At 50.5% G+C, this 20,742-nt stretch carries 17 protein-coding genes and 1 pseudogene; 16 read left to right on the top strand and 2 right to left on the bottom strand.

The features are described from left to right. Positions 1-47 precede the first annotated feature (47 nt). The gene (nifS, locus tag FP815_01550) at positions 48-1,229 is read right to left on the bottom strand and encodes a cysteine desulfurase NifS (protein MBA3013622.1); all 1,182 of its coding nucleotides are present in this window, start codon (positions 1,227-1,229) and stop codon (positions 48-50) included. Next, positions 1,226-2,065 carry a Fe-S cluster assembly protein NifU gene (gene nifU / locus FP815_01545; protein ID MBA3013621.1) on the bottom strand — a complete coding sequence of 280 codons (840 nt, stop codon included), beginning with the start codon at positions 2,063-2,065 and terminating at the stop codon, positions 1,226-1,228. Before nifU ends, nifS begins: the two co-directional genes overlap by 4 nt. Before the next feature lie 453 nt (positions 2,066-2,518). Between nifU and FP815_01540 the strand changes: the two genes are divergently transcribed. From FP815_01540 to dsrA, 16 genes and pseudogenes are all read left to right on the top strand, one after another. Then, a complete protein-coding gene (locus FP815_01540) occupies positions 2,519-3,820 on the top strand; it encodes a hypothetical protein (GenBank protein ID MBA3013620.1) in 1,302 nt (433 codons plus the stop codon). Between the two features lie 330 nt (positions 3,821-4,150). Beyond that, positions 4,151-4,276, top strand: a complete 126-nt coding sequence (locus tag FP815_01535; protein MBA3013619.1) for a hypothetical protein — start codon at positions 4,151-4,153, stop codon at positions 4,274-4,276. Between the two features lie 41 nt (positions 4,277-4,317). Next, positions 4,318-4,887, top strand: a pseudogene (locus FP815_01530) (hypothetical protein). Between the two features lie 467 nt (positions 4,888-5,354). Continuing rightward, a complete protein-coding gene (locus FP815_01525; GenBank protein ID MBA3013618.1) occupies positions 5,355-5,513 on the top strand; it encodes a rubredoxin in 159 nt (52 codons plus the stop codon). A 63-nt stretch (positions 5,514-5,576) separates the two neighbouring features. Further along, on the top strand, positions 5,577-6,068 hold the full coding sequence (locus FP815_01520; GenBank protein MBA3013617.1) for a hypothetical protein: 492 nt from the start codon (positions 5,577-5,579) through the stop codon (positions 6,066-6,068). A gap of 10 nt (positions 6,069-6,078) precedes the next feature. Further along, positions 6,079-9,834 carry a PAS domain S-box protein gene (locus FP815_01515; GenBank protein MBA3013616.1) on the top strand — a complete coding sequence of 1,252 codons (3,756 nt, stop codon included), beginning with the start codon at positions 6,079-6,081 and terminating at the stop codon, positions 9,832-9,834. Further along, positions 9,831-10,199 (top strand): response regulator, encoded by a 369-nt coding sequence (locus FP815_01510; GenBank protein ID MBA3013615.1) that lies wholly within the window; start codon positions 9,831-9,833, stop codon positions 10,197-10,199. Before FP815_01515 ends, FP815_01510 begins: the two co-directional genes overlap by 4 nt. Before the next feature lie 30 nt (positions 10,200-10,229). Next, positions 10,230-12,299: a PAS domain S-box protein gene (locus FP815_01505; protein ID MBA3013614.1), complete on the top strand. Its 2,070-nt coding sequence runs from the start codon at positions 10,230-10,232 to the stop codon at positions 12,297-12,299. A gap of 32 nt (positions 12,300-12,331) precedes the next feature. Beyond that, positions 12,332-13,414, top strand: coding sequence for a response regulator (locus tag FP815_01500; GenBank protein ID MBA3013613.1), 1,083 nt, complete (start codon positions 12,332-12,334; stop codon positions 13,412-13,414). Positions 13,415-13,598: 184 nt separating this feature from the next. Then, complete coding sequence (locus FP815_01495; GenBank protein ID MBA3013612.1) at positions 13,599-14,294, top strand: hypothetical protein; 696 nt, start codon at positions 13,599-13,601, stop codon at positions 14,292-14,294. Positions 14,295-14,379: 85 nt separating this feature from the next. Further along, positions 14,380-15,963: a PAS domain-containing sensor histidine kinase gene (locus tag FP815_01490; protein ID MBA3013611.1), complete on the top strand. Its 1,584-nt coding sequence runs from the start codon at positions 14,380-14,382 to the stop codon at positions 15,961-15,963. 169 nt (positions 15,964-16,132) lie between these two features. After that, on the top strand, positions 16,133-16,345 hold the full coding sequence (locus FP815_01485; GenBank protein ID MBA3013610.1) for a PAS domain-containing protein: 213 nt from the start codon (positions 16,133-16,135) through the stop codon (positions 16,343-16,345). An 18-nt stretch (positions 16,346-16,363) separates the two neighbouring features. Further along, on the top strand, positions 16,364-16,531 hold the full coding sequence (locus FP815_01480; protein ID MBA3013609.1) for a response regulator: 168 nt from the start codon (positions 16,364-16,366) through the stop codon (positions 16,529-16,531). Between the two features lie 49 nt (positions 16,532-16,580). Beyond that, entirely contained in the window at positions 16,581-17,795 is a 1,215-nt protein-coding gene (locus tag FP815_01475; GenBank protein MBA3013608.1) for an anaerobic nitric oxide reductase flavorubredoxin, read from the top strand. Between the two features lie 35 nt (positions 17,796-17,830). Further along, positions 17,831-19,468 (top strand): hypothetical protein, encoded by a 1,638-nt coding sequence (locus FP815_01470; GenBank protein MBA3013607.1) that lies wholly within the window; start codon positions 17,831-17,833, stop codon positions 19,466-19,468. A 24-nt stretch (positions 19,469-19,492) separates the two neighbouring features. Further along, positions 19,493-20,731: a dissimilatory-type sulfite reductase subunit alpha gene (gene dsrA / locus FP815_01465; GenBank protein ID MBA3013606.1), complete on the top strand. Its 1,239-nt coding sequence runs from the start codon at positions 19,493-19,495 to the stop codon at positions 20,729-20,731. Positions 20,732-20,742 lie beyond the last annotated feature (11 nt).

Genomic DNA, 20,742 nt, shown 5'->3' with positions numbered 1-20,742 from the left:
ATGGTATAGTCAGCATAACTCTCATGCCAACACGTAAATGCTTGTTACTAGGAGTTGTGCCGGTTATGCCAAAAAGGAGACATATTCCGAAGTTTTTCAATAATAGGAGGAAGGTGCTTCAAGACAAAATCTACTTCCTCTTCGGTGTTATAAATACTAAGGCTAAAACGAATCGAACCATGAGCCGCAGTAAATGGCACTCCCATGGCCCTCATGACATGAGACGGCTCTAGTGAACCTGAGGTACAGGCCGATCCTGAGGAAGCACATATACCTAAGGTATTCAGATGCAACAGAATCGCTTCCCCTTCGATATATTCAAAGCTGATGTTGCTGGTATTAGGCAAACGCTTACTCTGATGACCATTAAGCAAGGCGTTAGGGATAGAAGAGAGCAAGCCATTTTCAAGCTTATCGCGTAAGTGTTTAACCCGAGTGTTTTCAACGGTCATCCGGTTGGCTGCAAGCTCGCATGCCTTGCCAAGACCGATAATCGCAGCGCTGTTCTCCGTCCCGCCGCGACGGCCCTTTTCCTGATGACCGCCAATCAAAAAGGGGGAAAAAGGCGTTCCTTTACGAACATACAACACGCCGATTCCCTTGGGAGCATGCAGTTTATGACCAGAAAGGGACAAGAAATTGATAGCGGTATCTTTTAAATTAATCGGAATCTTGCCGACGGCCTGGACCGCATCGGTATGAAAAAGCACCCCCCGCGATTTAGCGATTTCAGCCATCTCCTTGACCGGGAAGATCACACCAGTCTCGTTGTTGGCCCACATGACGCTGACCACGGCGGTGTCATCAGTCAAGGATTTTTCATATTCAGCAAGGTCAAGCAACCCCTGACTGTCAACACCTAACTGGGTAACACGATACTTATGACCAGTAAAGGCATGAAGGTTTTCCGCAAGATTTTTAACAGCAGGATGCTCTACCCTGGTGGTGACCACATGACGCTTTTCGGGATTGGCGCGAATCGCAGAGAGTATCGCTGTAGAATCACTCTCTGTACCGCAACTGGTGAAGACCAGTTCATCCGGGTCTGCCCCCAAGAGACTTGCCACCCTCTCCCGTGCCTGCACCAAGGCGCTCCCTACCTGACCACCAAAAGTATGCATACTGGATGGATTCCCGTAGAGTTCGGAGAAATAAGGCACCATGACCTCCACCACTTCCGGGGCTACTCGGGTAGTGGCGTTATTGTCCATATATACTATCGAATTCATGCCTTATCTTCCTCCACAGTCAGGGTATCAAGGACCTGCTCACGTAACTTCTTTTCCACATACTCCTTAAGAGTGGTCCGAGACTTGGCGCAACTGCCACACGCTCCTCGTAAGGATACAATGACAATATCTCCATCCACATCAATCAGTTCAATATCGCCGCCATCCTTACGCAAGGTTGGTCGAACTTCCCGTTCGAAGACATCTTCGACTGCCTTGATCTTCTGGATATTGGTCATCCGTCGTGGCGCTTTCAGAGGGATGATTTTGGCTTTGACGCTGGACACGCCCTCATTCAAAATCTCTTGCAAACGGTCATGACATTTTCCGCAGCCACCACCAGCCTTGGTAAAATTGGTAATTTCCTCCACCGTCCGCAGATGACTTTCAGCAATGGCTCGACGAACCTCGACATCGGTCACGCCAAAGCACTCGCAGACCACTTCACCTTCAACTGTTGGCAACGAAACTCCACGATAATTGGCAATAGCCGCTTCCAGCGCCTCACGACCCATAACAGAACAATGCATCTTCTCCTTGGGTAATCCACCTAAAAAATCGGCGATATCGGCATTGGTGATTTTTGCGGCTTCAGAAATCTTCATCCCTTTAACCATTTCGGTCAATGCTGAGGAAGAGGCAATGGCACTGGCACAGCCAAAGGTCTGAAATTTGGCATCAGTGATGATTTCCTTATCATCAACCTTAAGCATCAGTTTCAAGGCATCCCCGCAGGCCAGTGAACCCACCTCTCCCACTGCATTGGCGTCATCAATCTGACCAACATTTCTGGGGTTTAAAAAATGATCTTTAACAGTTTCGGTATAGTCCCACATACGCGTGTACCCTCACCCTCTATTTTTTCTATAAGTCCAGCCGGAATACGGCAAATTTATCGATTTTCTCGCTCGGTAAGATACTGAGTCAACCCTTAAATTGCAACAAGATTCCCGGATCACATGAAACCTCGGATAGCTCATGTCAGACATCAAACACTATGTCAATAAAACCATGTCTCATGGAGAGTGCCACGACACACGTAACTCACATTAATAATAACAAACACAAGCCATTATGAATGAATAATCAGAAACTAATAGGCATGGCCCTACAATTGCAAAAGAACAAGATATCATTCCAATATAAAGAGAATTCGAGTTGAGTTGTAGTCAGACAGCTCAACTGACTGATTATTGGGTACAAGATTACAACTCACAACTATTCGCCTCCGAAACACTATGCCGATCACTCCGCTACATACTGAGACGCCCTCAGCAGCAAGAGGATCCGTGGCTCCTCGATCCGGCTCAGCTAAACAATTTTCCGCTATTCTCTCCTTTCAGAACAACACCTCAACAGTTTCAAGCCGTGAATCAGGCAATACATATGCAATCGAGAAATCAGGAGTTATTGGTATCAATGGACAAAAAATGCCGATCTCTCTGGGGAAAATCAACGACTCTTCACCCTCCGTCTCTCATCTTCTGATCAACCACCCAGACCTCAACGCTCAATGTTGGGAGATTATATTCTCCGATATCAATCAAGAAAAACAATTTACCGACATGAGGCCCGGTGTCGAGGTCTTTCTTGACTCTTCCACGAAGGAGATCATTTGGGAAAACACCCCATCCCAACCGGTAACTGTTCAAGAAAACAACGTGTTAGATTCAAATAATCAACAAAACGATACTGGCTTGATAAATCTCGGTAACATTAATTTCGAACAGCCAACCCTTTCCCATCTGCTCAAGAACCATCCCTATTATAGTAACGATACCTGGGATATCATTTTTTCTACTGTAAACCGCAACAAACCTTACACAACCTTACAACCAGGCTCTCAGGTTTTCATCGACCCCAAAACGTTGGAGTTATCATTTCAAGACAAAACAGCGCCAAAAATCAGTGCCACGCCCCAGAGTAACGGTACTTCAATCACCTCTGTTATAGAATCAACTCAAACTATTTCTAATAGCAATGGTTTTGCCAAAAGGTTTGCTGAATCGGTCAAATCATACCTGGGCCGTCCCTATCATAAAATCGATTGCTATGGTTTAGTCATTCGCGGGCTGGAAGATCTCGGTGTCCAATACAAAGGAAACAACGGACTGCGGCAGCATCTTGTTCAACTTGCCACAAACCAAGGACTTCGTCACAACGCCTATCACAATGGTGAAGGTCTGATTGAAGTTGCCGGAAACAAGCTCTTTGATGAATCTTTTTCAGTGATCAACAATGCTGAGCAACAGGCAGATGATGTCATGACCCGAATCGAACCTCTCTTACAGGAGGGAGTGTTGCTTTCGTTTTCTACCCCGTCTCGAGGCCACACTGGAGTTATTTCTCAAAAAGATGGAGAGTGGACTTACGTCAACTCCGGAGTCATTGATCATCAAGTCGATGGAGGCAAAGCAGCAAAGCGGGTGGGAGAAGAAACGTTATCTGCAGAGATTACCAATTGGTTCAAACTTGCACGAAACAAAAGGACATCACTTAAAGTCAGCGTTGGAATATTTGACCCTGGCAAACTCAAAGAAAAAGCGAGACTGGCGGTGCGCAACGATGCGGAAGGAAAAGGTATAATATAATATGTTACGATCAAACAACGAGTTCTGGTCATCACCAAACAAAAAAGCCCTTGAATTGATTCAAGGGCTTTTTTGTTTGGGCTACAGTTGATGGCGTCGCAAAAAGTCCGATCTACTGTGTTGCGTGGCGGTTTTGCTCGTTCGGCATACCAGATGTATGGCCTCACTCACAAAACACACCCCGCGCCTCGGAGTCTCTCTTCGATCGCTTACCTGTATATCGCACCTTTCGGAGTCTCGCAGGCTCGCTTACCTGCTTAGCCATCCCCGGACTTTTTGCGAGACCATCATGCTATAGGCTACGGAATATGTGCAGATCTCTGTCCCGAGATGTTTGTGATGGAGGATGAAAAATCGCAAGTCATTGGTGCTGATCAATGCTCGACCTGCGATTGTCAAGAAGCTATTGATTCCTGTCCGGTCAGCGCCATTTCCTTGAGCGAAGACAATCAATAAAATCAAAGTCCAACAGTAACCACAACCAAAGGAGAACCGCCATGAGAACGAAACAGTTTATCCCCTGCTTTTCAGGTTCCATACTGCTCCTGGCAACGTTTATTTTCTTTCCAGCACAGAGTTATGCCCACTGCGACACCCTGATTGGGCCTGTGGTACAAACGGCTCGAACCGCCCTGGAAAAAGGTGATGTCACCCCCCTGCTCAAGTGGGTGCGACCGGAGAACGAGAGTGAGATCCGGCACGCATTTCAACAGACCATGACAGTGCGGGCCAAGGGTCCCGAGGCAAAGGAGCTGGCAGACAAATACTTCTTCGAGACATTGGTCCGTATCCACCGGGAAGGAGAAGGGGCGCCCTACACCGGCCTCAAGGAGGGCAAGGACATTGACCCGGCAGTGGCCATGGCTGACAAGGCCTTGGACAACGGATCGGTCGATACCCTGGTTGACACCCTGACCAAGGCCATGGCCAGCGGCATCCAGGCGCGTTTCGCCCACGCTCGTGAAACCAAGATACACGCCGATCACAGTGTCACCGCAGGCCGAGAATTCGTGGAGGCCTATGTCACTTTCACCCATTACGTTGAAGGTTTGCATGGTTTGATCAAGGGCGGTGGAATGCATCACGGCGCTGATGAGAAAGCGGCAGTTCCTCATGAACACGGCATATGAGTGATGTTTTGACAATCCATATCCGTTATCAAACTGGAGTAAGCTGTTGTCAATAAATTATTGTCACATCCTATCCATGGCAGCGGCATAAGGGGCCGTATAGGCCATGGTAAATGTGTAATGGTTATTTTGAACTTTAAAAAATAAGAAAGCGGAAAGCCACAGTGTGTTCATTTTTCGTAACTATCCACCTTCTGACCCAGAAAGGTGCCGAAGCCCAGAACCGTAACTGTTCAGTAGTGCCGCAGATGCTAGGCATCGGCCTGCGATGTGTGCTTTTCGCACATGAGCAGGCCGATAACAACGCAGATATGGCACTGCTGGACAGTTACCATTTTTCTTCGGTATAGAGCACCCTGTGGTTTTCCAAACGTACATCTTCTCAACAACAAAGGAGAATAAATATGGTTAAATATGTTTGTCAAGTTTGTGGATATGTCTATGACCCTGCCCTTGGCGATCCAGATAGTGGAATTAGCCCAGGGACTTCGTTTGAGAGTCTGCCAGATGACTGGATCTGCCCTGTTTGTGGTGCTGGCAAGAGTGATTTCGAAAAGGAGTAACCCTGAAAAAATGGGGTGATTGTGGAGTTATTTTCTGCAGGTTGTAGAGGTAACCCGTTTAAAATGAACCTCTCAGCGCAAACTATTGGTGAGATTGTCTCCAGTGATTTCAGGACCGCTAAGGTGTTTAAATCCCATGACATTGACTTTTGTTGTGGTGGTAACATCCCTCTTGCAGCAGTTTGCTCAGAAAAAGGGATTGATCTTGCCTCGATAACCACAGATCTTGCAGCTGCCAAGAGTGCCCCGGTTGAACGAAGCCAAAACTATGCATCGTGGGATCTGTCCTTCCTGATCGACTACATCATCAACGTCCACCATGCCTATCTCAAAGAAAACACCGGCCAAATTGCCGCGTATCTCCGTAAAATTGCGGAGGTCCATGGCACACACCATCTTGAGGTGATCGAAATCGTCCCCATCTTTGATCGAATTTCCCTTGATATGACCGCCCATCTCAAGGAAGAAGAGGATATGTTCTTTCCGGCTGTTAAACGTGCCGAGGCATCTGTAAAGGCAGGTGGAACAGCGAACACGCAGGACATAAAAATGTAGGGGATAACCCATGAAATTCACTCAGTCGCTGACCGCCAAATACCTTTTTCTGAGTTTTCTGGCCCTGGCCTTTTTTGCGCTTCTGGCGGGCTCCACCTTTTTACTGACCACACATATGCGGGGCGAGTCCAGAAAGGTGAACCTGGCTGGGCGCCAACGCCTGCAGCTGATGCAAATTACCTTGCAGATGCACTTGCTGATCGGCATTTTCCCGGACAATACGAGCAAGGCCGAAAGCCAATTAGCCAAGGTTGAGAGGGCAATGAAACGGTATCGAGCGGTACTGTATGGCCTGCGTGATGGTGATGAGACGCTCGACCTGAAAGCGATACACATGCATGACCGGCAGTCCCGGACTCTTGTCAGCGGACTCATCGAACGCTGGGATGTTTCCCAGGCCCCCCTGCTCCTGAAAATTATCACCGCCCCACTGGCGGAACAACAAAGGTCGTGCGCCGCCTGCCATGACGCCTTCGCTGACACAATCAACAATCTCGACACCCTGGTCACCTCGCTGGAGAGACATTACAACGCCGAATTGCGTAAGTTTGCCAACACCAGGTACTACCTTCTGTTCCTTTTTTTGCTCATAGCGCTAGGCAGTAGCTTATATGTCCAGCGTAACTTGATCCGGCCAATCAAAGAGTTAAAGCGGGCGACAGAGCGGATCAGGCAGAGGGACTTTGCCGTTCACCTGCCGGTGCTGGGGCAGGGCGAGATAAGCTCCCTAGCAATAGCCTTCAATGAGATGGCCGCCACCCTGTCCGTCCTCTTCAAGGAGAAGGATGAATCCATGTGGCGTCTCTCCATGCTGCACCGCATAGGTGGGGCGGCTAGTCGGACCTTGAATTTTGATCTCCTGGTGAATGATATCCTGGACGAGATACTGAGCCTGGAGCTGCTTACCTTGGACAAGAAAGGCGGGATCTTCCTGTTTGACGAGGACAAACAGCACCTGACCCTGGTTGCCTCGCGCGAGTATTGCCCTAATATGCTCGAACGCTGCGGCACTGTGCCGGTGGGCCAGTGTCTCTGCGGCTTGGCTGCGGCAAAGAAAGCGGCCATTTATGCAACCACTATTGCCGATTACCGGCATACCACAACCTATGAGGGCATGACGGAGCACGGCCATAGCGTATTGCCGCTCATGGTCGGCACTAAGCTGGTGGGGGTTCTCTGCCTCTACCTGCCACCCGGCAAGGTGTTTAATGCCGGAGAGGAGGAGTCATTACGCTCCGTTGCCGATATTGTAGCGGTGGCCCTGCAGAACGCCCTTAACCACCGGCAGGTGACCATGCTGGCCCAGGCCTTGGACAGCAGCCGGGATCTTATTATGATTACCGACCTCCAGGGCGCCATCATTCATGCCAATCCCATGGTGATTAACTATTTCGGCTACCAGCCCAAGGAGATGCTCGGCAGGAATGCCTTCATAAACCTTTCTGCCAACAATCCAGCCGGGCTCGAACAGGAGATACTGAGCAGGACCATGGCAGATGGCTGGGTTGGCGAGCTGAACCTGGCCAGAAAGGATGGCTCCGAATATCCGGCCTTCCTGACGACAGCGCCGGTGCGGGATGAGCAGGGAGCGTGCGTTGCCCTGCTCGGCATCGCCCGGGATATCACCGACCGCAAACAGGCGGAGAATGCCTTGAAGGAGAGTGAAGCCAGACTGCAAGACATCATCAACAACTCGGGCGCCGTCATCTACATGAAGGGGCTTGATGGCAGATACCTGCTGGTCAACAAACGCTGGGAGGAACTCTTTGCCATTGAGAGGGAGAAAGTAGTCGGCACCTCCGACCATGAGTATTTTCCAAGAGAACAGGCCGATGCCATGCGGGCCAACGATCGCCTGGTGCTGGCGGCAAACCGTGCCATGGAGCTCGAAGAAGAGGTGCTACAGAGCGATGGACTGCACACCTATATTTCGGTCAAATTCCCCCTCTACTCTGCAACCGGTGCTCAGTATGCCACCTGCGGCATTTCCACCGACATTACCATTCGCAAACAGGCCGAAAATGATCTGGCTGCCTTCAACGATGAGGTGCTGGCCCTGACCTCGGGTTCGAGTTCCATCCTCGGGATTACTGTGTTTGCCGAGCTGACCAAGGCCATCTGCCAGCAAGCAATTGATATCTTTACCGTACGCTTGGCCTGGATCGGTTTGGCCGGCAAGGATAATACCATCCGGCCAGTGGCGCAGGCCGGCAGCGACGGTGACTACCTGAAGACGATCCGGGTGAGGCGGGATGAGTCGCCATTGGGGATGGGGCCGGCCGACCGCTCAATGCGCGAGCAACAGCCGGTTCTGATGAGGTTTGATGATCCTCTTCTCAATCTCTGGGCGGAGGAGATGCAAAGTCAGGGGTTCAAGGAGGTGCTCGGGCTGCCGTTGATCTGTGCCAAGAAGAAATGCGTCGGCACCCTGCTGCTGTATAGCACGACGGTCGGGCATTTTACTCCGCAGCGCATCCAGTTGGCCCAGATATTTACCAATCAGACGGCCACGGCAATCGAAAACGCCATGCTCATTGAGGGACTGGAGAAGAGTGTAGCGGAACGGACCGCAAATCTTGAGGAGGCCAAACAGCAGGCCGAGGCAGCCAACCGGGCCAAATCCGATTTTTTGGCCAACATGTCCCATGAACTGCGCACCCCGCTCAATGCCATCATCGGTTTTTCCGAGGTCATCCGTGATGACATGGCCGGACCAACTACCGACATCCAACGGGAATACCTGGGCGATGTTATTGACAGCAGTACCCATCTGCTCAGCCTGATCAACGATATTCTTGATCTCTCCAAGGTGGAAGCCGGTCATGCGGAGCTTGAGCTCACCACTTTTGCCCTCACCGATCTGGTTGAACATAGCCTGATCCTCTTCAAGGAAAAGGCTATGAAGCATGGCATTACCCTGACCGTGGACTTGGCTGGAGATGTCGGGGAAATAGTCGCCGATGAGCGCAAAATCAAACAGGTGCTGGTAAATCTACTGTCTAATGCCATGAAATTCACCCTGGATGGTGGCAAGATCCTGGTGATGGCGATCAAGGAAGGCGATTGGGTACGAATTACCGTGCAGGACACCGGTATCGGCATTGCCCCAGAGGATATTTCTAGGCTTTTCAAACCCTTCCAGCAGCTAGATACGGAACTGAGCCGAAAGTATCCAGGCACCGGGCTTGGCCTCAATCTCTGCTGCAGGTTCATAGAACTGCACGGTGGCCGGATCTGGGTCGAAAGCGAATTAGGGGTCGGCAGCCGCTTTATCTTTATGCTACCAGAGACGGCGACCGAGCCCCTGGAGAAGGACAAGGCTCAGGATGCTGCGAATGTATTGCCCGGCACCAGAATCCTGGACTGGCAATCCGGGAGCCGGCACATCAACCGGCTACTCTCTCTAGGCAAGCGTGAACAGGTTGAATTCGCCCTCTTTCGTTTCCAACCCGCCAGCCTCATGCCGCTGGAGAATTTTATTGCTGCTGCGGCGACAATTCAGCAGAAAACCAGGGGGCACGATGTTCTCATGGCGGATGCCGACCACCAGGTCATCAGTCTGGCCGTTATCGGGATGGAACGGAACATACTAGCCAAGTCCCTGGCCCGATTCAAAGAGATACTGAATGGGACTGGCCATTCCTTTGAGGTGGAGGCCGCCTTTTTCCCGGATGACGGCGACACCTTTGAGGGTCTGCTGTCAGTGTTGCAGGCCAAGTCGGCGCTGACAACTGACCAAATAATTCAGGGAGGGAGTACAGCATGAAAATTCTCATCGTTGAAGACAACCCGCATAATCTTAAGCTATTCCGGGTGATTGTTGAAGCCATGGGGCATCAATGCCTGACCGCCGAGGATGGCGAGGCCGGGATTGCCGTAGCCCGGCAGACAATTCCCGACCTTATCCTCATGGATATTCAGATGCCCCGGCTGGACGGGATCTCCGCCGTGCTCCGTTTACGCCAGGAGGATGCGACAAAGGCGATCCCGGTGATCGCTCTCACCTCGTATGCCATGAAAGGTGACAAGGAGCGATTCATGAAGGCCGGATTTAATAATTACATCTCAAAACCGATCAACAAAAACTATTTTGTCGAGATGATCCAGCTATATGAACCCACTGGAGCATGAAGCTGTCGTAACTTTGGCAAGGAGAACGCGGTGAGTCAACAGACAACCAATACAGAGCTAAAAATCCGCCTCCAAACATTGGAGGGACAACTCGCCGCTTTGCAGCAGGAAAATAGTGAGTTACATCAGACCGAGGAACGATTCCGAGCCCTGTTTGAGCAGACCGCCGATTATATCCTGATCCTGGAATTAGGCGACGACGGCATTCCGGTTATTGTCGATCTCAACGAGGCGGCCTGCATGGTCCATGGCTACCGACGGGCGGAACTGCTCGGCCAACCGATCAGTATCCTCGACAGTCCTGAAACCAGGCACAATATCCCGGACCGGACTCGGCGAGTGATGAGCGGACAGGCGGAAACTTTTGAGGCCGTGCACACGCGCAAAGACGGCACGCTCATCACCGTGGAGGTGACCGCCCAGCTGATTCTTGTTAGCGGCAAGCAATACATCTATGCCATCGAACGGGACATAACCGCCAGAAAGCAGACCGAAAAAGTCCTACGTGACTATGAACGAATCATCGCCACCTCCCGCGAACATATGTCACTGGTGGACCGCCAGTATATCTATCGGGCGGTCAATGATACCTATCTGCTGGCCCATCAGCATCGACGCGAGGATATTGTCGGGCGCAGCGTTGTGGAAATGCTCGGACAGGAGACCTTTGAGCTATTGGTGAAGGATAAACTGGATCGGTGTCTGACGGGCGAGGAGGTTCGCTATCAGGGGTGGTTTCAGTTCGCCGGCCTCGGGCGGCTGTTTATGGATGTGGCCTACTACCCTGTGGTCGAAGCGGATGGTGCGGTCTCCGGGGTGGTGGTAAACGCCCGCGACCTCACCGCCCAGCATGAGGTGGAGGAGGAGTTGAGACAGGCCAAGGAAAAACTTGAGACCCGGGTTGCGGAACGTACCGCTGAACTTCTGCGGGTCAACGCTCGGTTGCAAGAGGAGATCCTGGGTCACCGCCGCAGCGAGCAACGGTTGCGGGAGAGCGAGGCCAACTACCGCGCCATCGTCGAAGATCAGACCGAACTGATCTGCCGCTTCCGTCCCGACTGGATTCTGACCTTTGTCAATGAGGCCTATTGCCGCTATTTCGGCCAATCAAAAGAGGCCTTGGTGGGCCACAGCTTTATGTCCCTGCTCCCGGAGGAGGGAGACCGGAGGCAGACAGAGGAGCACCTTAGTTCGTTGGGTCGGGATCGGCCCAGCGCCGACATCGAACACCGGGTGGTCTTACCGGATGGCAGCATCCGCTGGCAGCATTGGATTGACCGCGCCATTCTTGACCAACACGGCAAGCTTATTGAATTTCAGGCGGTAGGCCGCGATACCACCGAACGTCGGTTGCTGGAGGACGATCTGCGCCAGGCGAGAAATGCGGCGGAAGCGGCAAGCCAGGCAAAATCGACCTTTCTGGCCAACATGTCCCATGAGGTGCGAACCCCGCTGAACGCCATTATCGGCTTTGCCGAAATTATGCAGGACGGCATGATCGGCCCGGTAAATCGCGAACAGCAGGACTATCTTGAAGAAATCCGGCAAAGCGGCCACCGACTCTTGGGGCTGATTACCGACATTCTTGATCTCTCGCTGCTTGAGGCGGCCAGGACAGAGGTTGAACACGAGTTTTTTGACCTTGCACTCCTGCTTGACTCTTGGCTGGAATTTTTCCGAGAAATGGCCAAGCAGCGCGATATCGTCTTACAGATGCAGGTGGACACCTCAGTTGGCATGATTAACAGTGATGCAAGGATATTGACCAAGGTGATGGAGAGACTGGTGGAGAACGCGGTCAAGTTCACCGCAAGCGGCGGCACTGTCGGCATTAATGCCGGGAAAGAAGAGGAAATGATACGGATCACCGTGTGGGATACCGGGATCGGCATCAGCAAAGAACAGCAGGAGCGGCTTTTTTTGCCCTTTCAGCAGGGGGACTCCTCAGTCAGCAAATCGTATCAGGGACTTGGGCTAGGCCTAGTTCTCTGTAAACGGTTCCTGGACTTGCTTGGCGGCCGGATTGAGGTCGACAGCACCGTGGGCGAAGGAAGTCGTTTCAGCTTGTTTGTTCCGGTCACGGCCAAGAGTAATCAGTAGGACACGCTCAATAGAGCAGAAGGAGGACGGCAATGGAAAGGAGCAGGAGCACACCACATAAAATTCTCATCGTTGATGATGAAGAAAAAAACCGGAAGGTGATGGGTGTTATGCTGCGCCATTACGGCTATGATTTTGCAGTCGCTGCCAGTGGCGCCGAGGCGCTGGCAATGGTAAGAGAATATGTCCCGGACCTGATCTTTCTCGATATCATGATGCCGGAAATGAATGGCTACTCTGTCTGCCGGGAACTCAAGGCCGATATGGCCACCAGCGAGATCCCGGTAGTCATGGTCACAGCCTTGACCGATCGGGACTCCAGGCTGAAGGGTCTGGAGTCAGGCGCCAGCGATTTCCTGACCAAGCCCATTGACAAGAGCGAGTTGATGCTCCGGACCAAAAATCTGCTGCAGGTTAAGGATTACGGTGATTTTTTAAAACAACACAACGAGTTGCTGGAAAGTGAGGTCTTGGCCCGCACTGCCCAATTGCACGAATCAAGAGAACAACTGAAAGAAAGTTATCATGACACGGTATTACGGCTCACCATCGCCGCTGAATTCAAGGACGAAGAAACGGCCTCGCACATCAAGCGGGTGGGGACCTACTGCGCCCTTCTGGCTACGGCACTAGGCTGGTCTGCAGAGGAGGTGGAAGTTATCTCCTATGCCGCCCCCATGCATGACATCGGCAAGATCGGCATCCCTTCCGATATCCTGCTTAAACGCGGCAAGCTCAACAACGAGGAGTTCGCTCTGATGAAGAACCATACGCTCATTGGCGGGAGCATCCTAACCGGCTCGACATCACAGTACATCATAATGGGTGAACAGATCGCCCTGAGCCACCATGAACGCTGGGACGGTCATGGCTATCCGCATGGCCTGCGGGGCGAGGAGATTCCCCAGGCCGCCCGACTGATGAACATTGCCGACCAATACGACGCCTTACGTAGCTCCCGACCATACAAACCGGCCTTTGATCACGAGACGACTTGCAAAATACTCATCAAGGGTGACGGTCGCACCATGCCCGATCACTTCGACCCAAGGATCCATGAGGCCTTTCGGGACCTTCATCATGAGTTCGCGGCGATATACAACAGCAACACCTAGTCAATCCCTGGCGATCTCTGCAGCGCCTTGCTTTGATTAGGGATCCGAAACGAAAAGAGTCGAGAACGACCGCTACCAACAGGGGGCCTCTAAAAAATAACATACGCTTTTTGCAGGCGCTCCAGCTATCGAAACCAGAAACCTATTATTGAGCCCCTGATGCGAACATCGTGCAGTAAATGACTTGCTGTCTCTTGAAATAATGACAACCACGAGGGAAATATTGAACATATACGATGAAATGTATGGGTCCAAAATGACGCCCACAGCAATAGGAGTTTGCAACCAATCTGAGCAGACAAAACAGCAACTTGCGGAAGAGACGGCAAGGAGGAATCGGTTGCTCGTCGTTGGCTATGCCATACTGACGTTGGTTCTTTTTAGTGTTGATCTGGCCCTTCCTTTAGGGGTGGCTGCCGGGGTTCCTTATATCTCGGTCGTTCTGCTCTCTCTTTGGCACAAAAAGCGCCACTTCACTGTCATGGTAGCAGTCCTCTGTTCCATATTAACAATTCTTGGATTATTTTTCTCACCGCCAGGCGGTGAGATATGGAAGGTGTTAACGAACCGAGCGCTGGCCCTATTTGCTATTTGGGTTACGACCGTTTTATCGTTGCAGAGAAAATTCATAGAAGAAAAAAAGGCTCAGGCAGTCCGTGAACGGGAGGAGGCGTTAGCCCAGATCAGAATACTGCAAGGTTTTTTACCGATCTGCGCCTCATGCAAAAAAATAAGGGATGACAAAGGAGCCTGGAATCAAATTGAAGCTTACATAAGGGATCATTCCGAGGCAGAATTCAGTCATGGTATCTGCCCTGAGTGTGCCAAGAAATTGTACCCTGAATTTTACTCCGAGCCTCAGGAGGATGTTCATTTGTAATGATTCGTTCATATTCAACGTTGAAGAGAGTCAAGAGTGAAAGATATGGTTGATTGTGTCGAAGACTTAAACACAGGAGAGAGAGATGTTCGCCAATCTGCTATGCACAAATCCTGACCTTATCCCAGGGATTGCCTCCAGTTTGCCAGTTGGCATGGCATGGCTTGATCATAATTTGATCCTACGGGAAATAAATCCTTCTCTGCTAGCAATGCTTGGTGTCTCTGATCAAGATGTCTTGGGACACCACTGTTCTGAGGTGTTCACCCAGCAGCTAACCAGTACTGCTGGAAAACATCAGTCGTCATTGTATCTCCATTGCGTGGAAGCCATAAGACAAGAAGAAGTCCTTTCTTTTGTTGATGGGTTTGGGGCCGAGTTGGCGGTGGAGACCACCATTATTCCGGTCAATAATGGGCAATGTCGGGAGTCTGGAGTTATCGTGCTGATGCGCAATATCACCGAGATCCTCAATGTTGGTAAGCGGCTGAAGGAAAATGAAGACAAATATCAAAGCGTGGTGGACAATATCGGTATCGGGGTCGCCGTCATCAGTCCGGAGATGCGCATTCTCTCTCTGAATCGTCAGATGCGGCAATGGTTTCCCTTGATCAATATCTCTCTAAAGCCGGTCTGCTACCACTCATTCAATAATCCGCCTCGTCAAGGAATCTGTAGCTATTGCCCAACCTCTAAAACGTTACGCGACGGGCTGGTTCACGAAGCGGTAACCGAAACCCCCGATGGGGAAGTGATCCGGAACTATCGAATCATATCCTCACCGATTCATGGCGAGGCAGGAGAAGTAATTGCGGCAATCGAGATGGTCGAGGACTGTACTGAACGAAAACGGAATGAGCAGGCATTGACCCAATACCGGAATCACCTGGAGGAGATGGTCAAAGAACGAACCAGAGATCTTCGCGGGATGAACTACGAACTCCAGACGGAAATCCTTGAACGCCAAAGGGCAGAGGATGCCCTGTCCAGAAGTTCGGAAAAGATTAAGCTCTTTGCCTATTCGATTTCCCATGACCTCAAAAGTCCGGCGATTGCCATTGAAGGGCTATGCCGACTTCTTGACAAACGATACCGCCACCTCCTTGACAACCGGGGTAAGGCTTGCTGCGAACAGATTGTCAGGGCAGCACATCAGCTTGCCGAACTGACGGGAAAGATCAACGACTATATCTCCGCCGGCAATGCCTCTCTTCTTGTCGAGGCGGTGAATCTTAAGAGTATTCTTCGAGACCTCCGGACCGAGTTTGACTGCCAACTTAAGGAACGCGCCATCTCCTGGATCGAGCCGGAATATTGTCCAACGCTCATGGCTGACCGCCTGGCCCTGCTGCGTATTTTGCGTAATCTGGTCGACAACTCTTTGAAATATGGTGGCGATAGGTTAAGCGAAATTTCTTTCGGATACAATAGCGATGGCGACCGGCATCTCCTTACGGTAGCCGATAACGGGATTGGGTTACGCTGCGAGGACGGCGAAAGGATCTTCGACCCCTTTCATCGACCATCCGGGACTCGGCAAACCGAGGGCTCCGGGCTGGGGCTTGCCATTGTCAGGGAGTTAGCCGAGCAGCATGGCGGTGGAGTTACGGCAACCAATCTCCCCCTGGGTGGAGTGATTTTTCAGGTCACTCTCTCCGTACTTTGTTGAAAAGTCGTAATCGTTCACCAGAAGCGTTGAACGTGCGGATTTCAACGGACTGTAAACGTTTACCGGGTGCCCCGGATGCGCGATTTATATTGACCCGCTTCGTCGGTCAATAAAGCGGTCTGCGAAGTGTGCTTGTTGCACATAAGCAGGCTGCTGACAAAGCAGATGGGTGCCCGGTGAACGTTTACGAAAAGTCAGGACAAGCACAGATCTCTTATTAGGTATAGACAAGAAAGGATGCCACAGTTTTGCCAATCCAGCAGCCCAACGGATGCTCGGTTATTCCATGGATGAACTCCTCGGACAGGAAAGCCACACACTCTGGCATCATACCAATGTGGATGGAACACCAAACTCCATCGATACCTTGTGCTGTCCATAACACAATACGGATGTGGTTATGCCGGCACGACGAGGAACTATGCTCGCTGAACTCGTCAAGGATCGTTCACAGCGGATCAAAATAATTTTCATTTCAGGCTATTCCAGTGAGAGTATTGATGGTCTCGCAAAAAGTCACGGGATGGCTAAGATGGTTCGTCATGTACTCGACACCGACTCAGATTGATCTGTGAAATTACTAATAAACACAACATAATCACCACAAGGAGATTGCCATGGGCTTTACTATAAATAAAAACATTTCCTGGATCGGGAAGGTTGACTGGGAATTACGAAAATTTCATGGTGAAGAATATTCGACGCATCGCGGTTCAAGTTATAATTCCTATCTGGTCAGGGATGAAAAGACAGCGTTGATAGATACGGTGTGGGGGAAATTTTCTGCTGAGTTCGTCACCAAACTGCAAAAAGAGATCCCCCTTGGAGCGATTGATTTCATTGTTATTAATCATGCCGAGTCTGACCATAGCGGCGCCCTGCCGGAATTAATGCGTCATATCCCCGACACCCCGATCTACTGCACGGCAAACGGGGTAAACATCATCAAAGGTCATTATCATCAGGATTGGAATTTTCAGATTATCAAGACTGGCGATTCACTCAACTTGGGATCAAAACAACTAATCTTTATTGAAGCAAAGATGTTGCACTGGCCGGATAGCATGATGTCCTATCTTACTGAAGATAACATTCTGTTCAGTAATGATGCCTTTGGCCAGCATATCGCTTCCGAGTTGATGTACAACGATCTTGTCGATCAGGGGGAATTGTTTCAGGAGGCGATAAAGTATTATGCCAACATTTTGACCCCATTCAGCGCCCTGGTCGACAAAAAAATTAAGGAGGTTCTTGCCTTGAATGTGCCGGTGGAGATGATCTGTCCAAGTCATGGGGTTATGTGGCGAAAAGAGCCGTTGCAGATTGTCACCAAATACGTGGAATGGGCAAACAACTATGCCGAAGATCAAATTACCGTAGCCTATGATAGCATGTGGGACGGGACACGACGGATGGCCGAGGCCATCACCCAAGGAATCACCACCGCAGATCCTACAGTTGCCGTAAAATTGTTCAACATAGCGCGTTCAGACAAGAATGATCTAATCACAGAAATTTTCAAATCAAAAGGGATTCTGATCGGCTCTCCTACCATCAATAATGGCATTCTCTCCTCTGTCGCCGCCCTTCTCGAAGAAATCAAGGGGCTGAAATTCAAGAATAAAAAGGCAGCTGCCTTTGGATGCTATGGATGGAGTGGAGAGGCTGTGAAGATCATATCCGAAAAACTCACAGCAAGTGGCTTCCAACTGGTAAATGATGGCATTCGAGAGAAGTGGAACCCCAGTGATGAGGCGGTTACCAATAGCATTCGTTTCGGTAAGGAATTCGCTTTAAGTTGTAAGGAATATGGAGGCAGCGGAGTCCGGTAGTTAATTTTTCCTAACTTGTCAAAGAGGCTCCGCAAATGAATTATACGGTAAAAATCGCTTGCCACGTTATAGCCGCGTTGGGGTGGTTGACTCTATCACTCCAGGGTTCCTGTTTGGCTCAGGAAAAACCGGTGATGGCCATAGAAGAAATTATCAGTTCAAAGATGAGTTGTGAGGAATGTCATCAGAAGACCACCACCAGGATTTATCAGGAACATATGTCAGGCGCTCATGGTAAGAATGATGTTGGTTGTACCGACTGCCATGGCGCTGACCACCAAAAGATGTCCGTGGTGACCGCCCGTTCGGCCTGCCAGAAATGCCATCAAAAGGAAACAGAGGAATTCCTGACCAGCGATCATAGCAAATCATGGGAGAACATGCAGGCGAACGCCCGCTATCAAAAACAGCCTGACGTGGTTAAAAGACAAGGTTGCGAATCCTGCCACCGAATAGGCTATGGAGAGAATGACGGACGCTGTGATTTCTGCCATGCAAGACATACTTTCTCCAAGGCTGAGGCCGCACGACCACAGTCCTGCTACACCTGCCACATGGGACCTGATCATCCACAGATGGAGGCATATCAAAAATCGGGGCACCACTTTACACCCTCTACCTGTGCCAGTTGCCATCTGCCAGGCACCCATAACGCCAATAAGAATCTAGATCGGCTGAGCAGTGAGTATATTGACAAGGAATGCGTTAAGTGCCATGACCAACCGTTCACTCGTAAATGGGTGGATGGCGCTGTCATGCTGGATCAAAAGGGAAAACAATTGCTGGCATCCGGTCGAATAATCATTGAGCAATTGAACAAAAACAACCTGCTCTATCCCGCACCCAAGGATCGGCAACCTAACCCGGTAGATGGCAAGGCCCTTGTTCTTGGCGCTCACCAATTGTATGAAGATACCTCCCGAGCAGAGAAAATTTACTTTGAAATGCAAAAGTATTTGCAAATTCATCTGAGCCAAGGCGCCTATCATCAAGATTTTAAAATGGCTGCCTACCAAGGCTTGATCCCCTTGCAAAAACATCTGGAGGAGTTACAGGCCGAAGCCCAGATGCTTGAGGAGTTGGCAGCCCAAAATGCCGTGCTCTCGCTTATCTCCCTTCCCTCAGTTATCCCTGTTCCCGGCCCTATCTATCAAGTGACCTACGAATCCTCGTTTCACGGGGTATTACCCGATCAACGGCAAAAACCGGCCTGCGCCACCTGTCATCCGACCGGCGACAAGGCAAATGCTGATTGGGAAAAACTCTGCGGCGCATGCCACACAACGGTTCAAACCTCACAATTCATTAAAGATCTGTCGACAATAAAGCAGCATGCCCAAAGTTTGAAGAAGGATGCAGACAGCGTAGTCGGAGAGTTGATTAACGCTAAGATTGTTCAACAGGATACGAGCGGCTCTTTACGTCTACTGGCAGACTTTGGGCATAACCAACAAGTGGCAGAAGTGCTCATGAAACGATTACTCCAATACCTGTCTGATTTAGAGAAATGCCTTGAACTCATGATCCTTGGGGTTGGTCACAGTAATCCGGATTATGCCCACTGGTATGGAAACGCGCCGGCCAAAAGCGATCTCATTGAGATCAGAGACGCTGCCCATAAATTGCTGATGATGCTAAAACTTCAGCAGGATGGCGCTAATTCGCATCCTTGATCGAAACAACACAGGAGTCACGCCATGGATCAGGAAAAAAAAGATACTGACTTTCCCATCGAATCATCTGTTATAGAAGGGAATTTCCTACATCCAACTCCCCTGCTGGATGCATTGGAAGAAGGCCCATGGCCCAGCTTTGTCAGTGGGCTTAAAGAATTGGCGGAACGAACCAAAAAACCCATGCTCAGGGGAGTTCTCGATCAATTGGAGTATTCCTACCTGACTAAGACCGGTTATTGGGAAGGCGGTCTGGTCACGGTATATGGCTACGGGAGCGGAGTAATCAGCCGTCGCTCCAAGATTGCGGACAAATTCCCGGAGGCCCATGAATTTCATACACTCCGGGTTCAGCCCGCACCGGGCTTACACTACAACACCACGATGTTACGCGATCTTTGCGACACTTGGGAAAAACATGGTTCCGGCTTGATTGCCCTGCATGGCCAGACAGGTGATATCATGCTGCAGGGCATTGAGGAAGCCAAGGTGCAAGAGTGCTTTGATGAGATCAATCAAGCGGGTTGGGATCTGGGGGGAGCAGGTCCCGCCATGCGAACAAGCATTTCCTGTGTGGGACCTGCCCGCTGCGAACATGCCTGTTATGACACCTTGCTACTGCACTACAAGGTCATGAAACACTTTGCCGGGGATATCCACCGTCCCCAGTATAACTATAAGTTCAAGTTTAAATTTTCTGGCTGCCCCAATGACTGCAGCAATTCAATCTTTCGCTCCGATCTGGCTGTAATCGGGATGTGGCGGGATGCCATCCTCGTAGATACGGAAGCCATGCAGGCTTGGATTCAAAAGAATGGTCTCGAGTTCCTGGTAAACAACGTGATCAGTCGTTGTCCAACACGCGCCCTTTCCCTGGCCGATGGAACAATGGCCATCGACAATGCAAACTGCGTCCGCTGCATGCACTGCATCAACGTAATGACGGAGGCCTTGTCACCAGGCAGGGAAAGAGGTCTGGCCATCCTGCTTGGCGGAAAAAATACCTTGAAGGTTGGCGCCATGGGCGGAACCATGATCGTTCCCTTCTTCAAAATGGAAAGCGATGAGGATATCGCGACGTTTATCTGCTTATGCGAAACCATTATTGAGTGGTGGAATGATAACGGCTTCGACCACGAGAGAATTGGCGAGACTATTGAACGAGTCAGTTTAAAACAGTTCCTGGATGGAGTTGGCCTGGAGGCGTCCATCGATATGGTATCGAGTCCTCGGAGCAACCCATATTATAAATCCGCGTACTAATTTTTGCGAAA

The sequence above is a fragment of the Desulfobulbaceae bacterium genome, assembly GCA_013792005.1.
Classification (GTDB): domain Bacteria; phylum Desulfobacterota; class Desulfobulbia; order Desulfobulbales; family VMSU01; genus VMSU01.
This window is presented reverse-complemented; position numbering and strand designations above follow the sequence as displayed.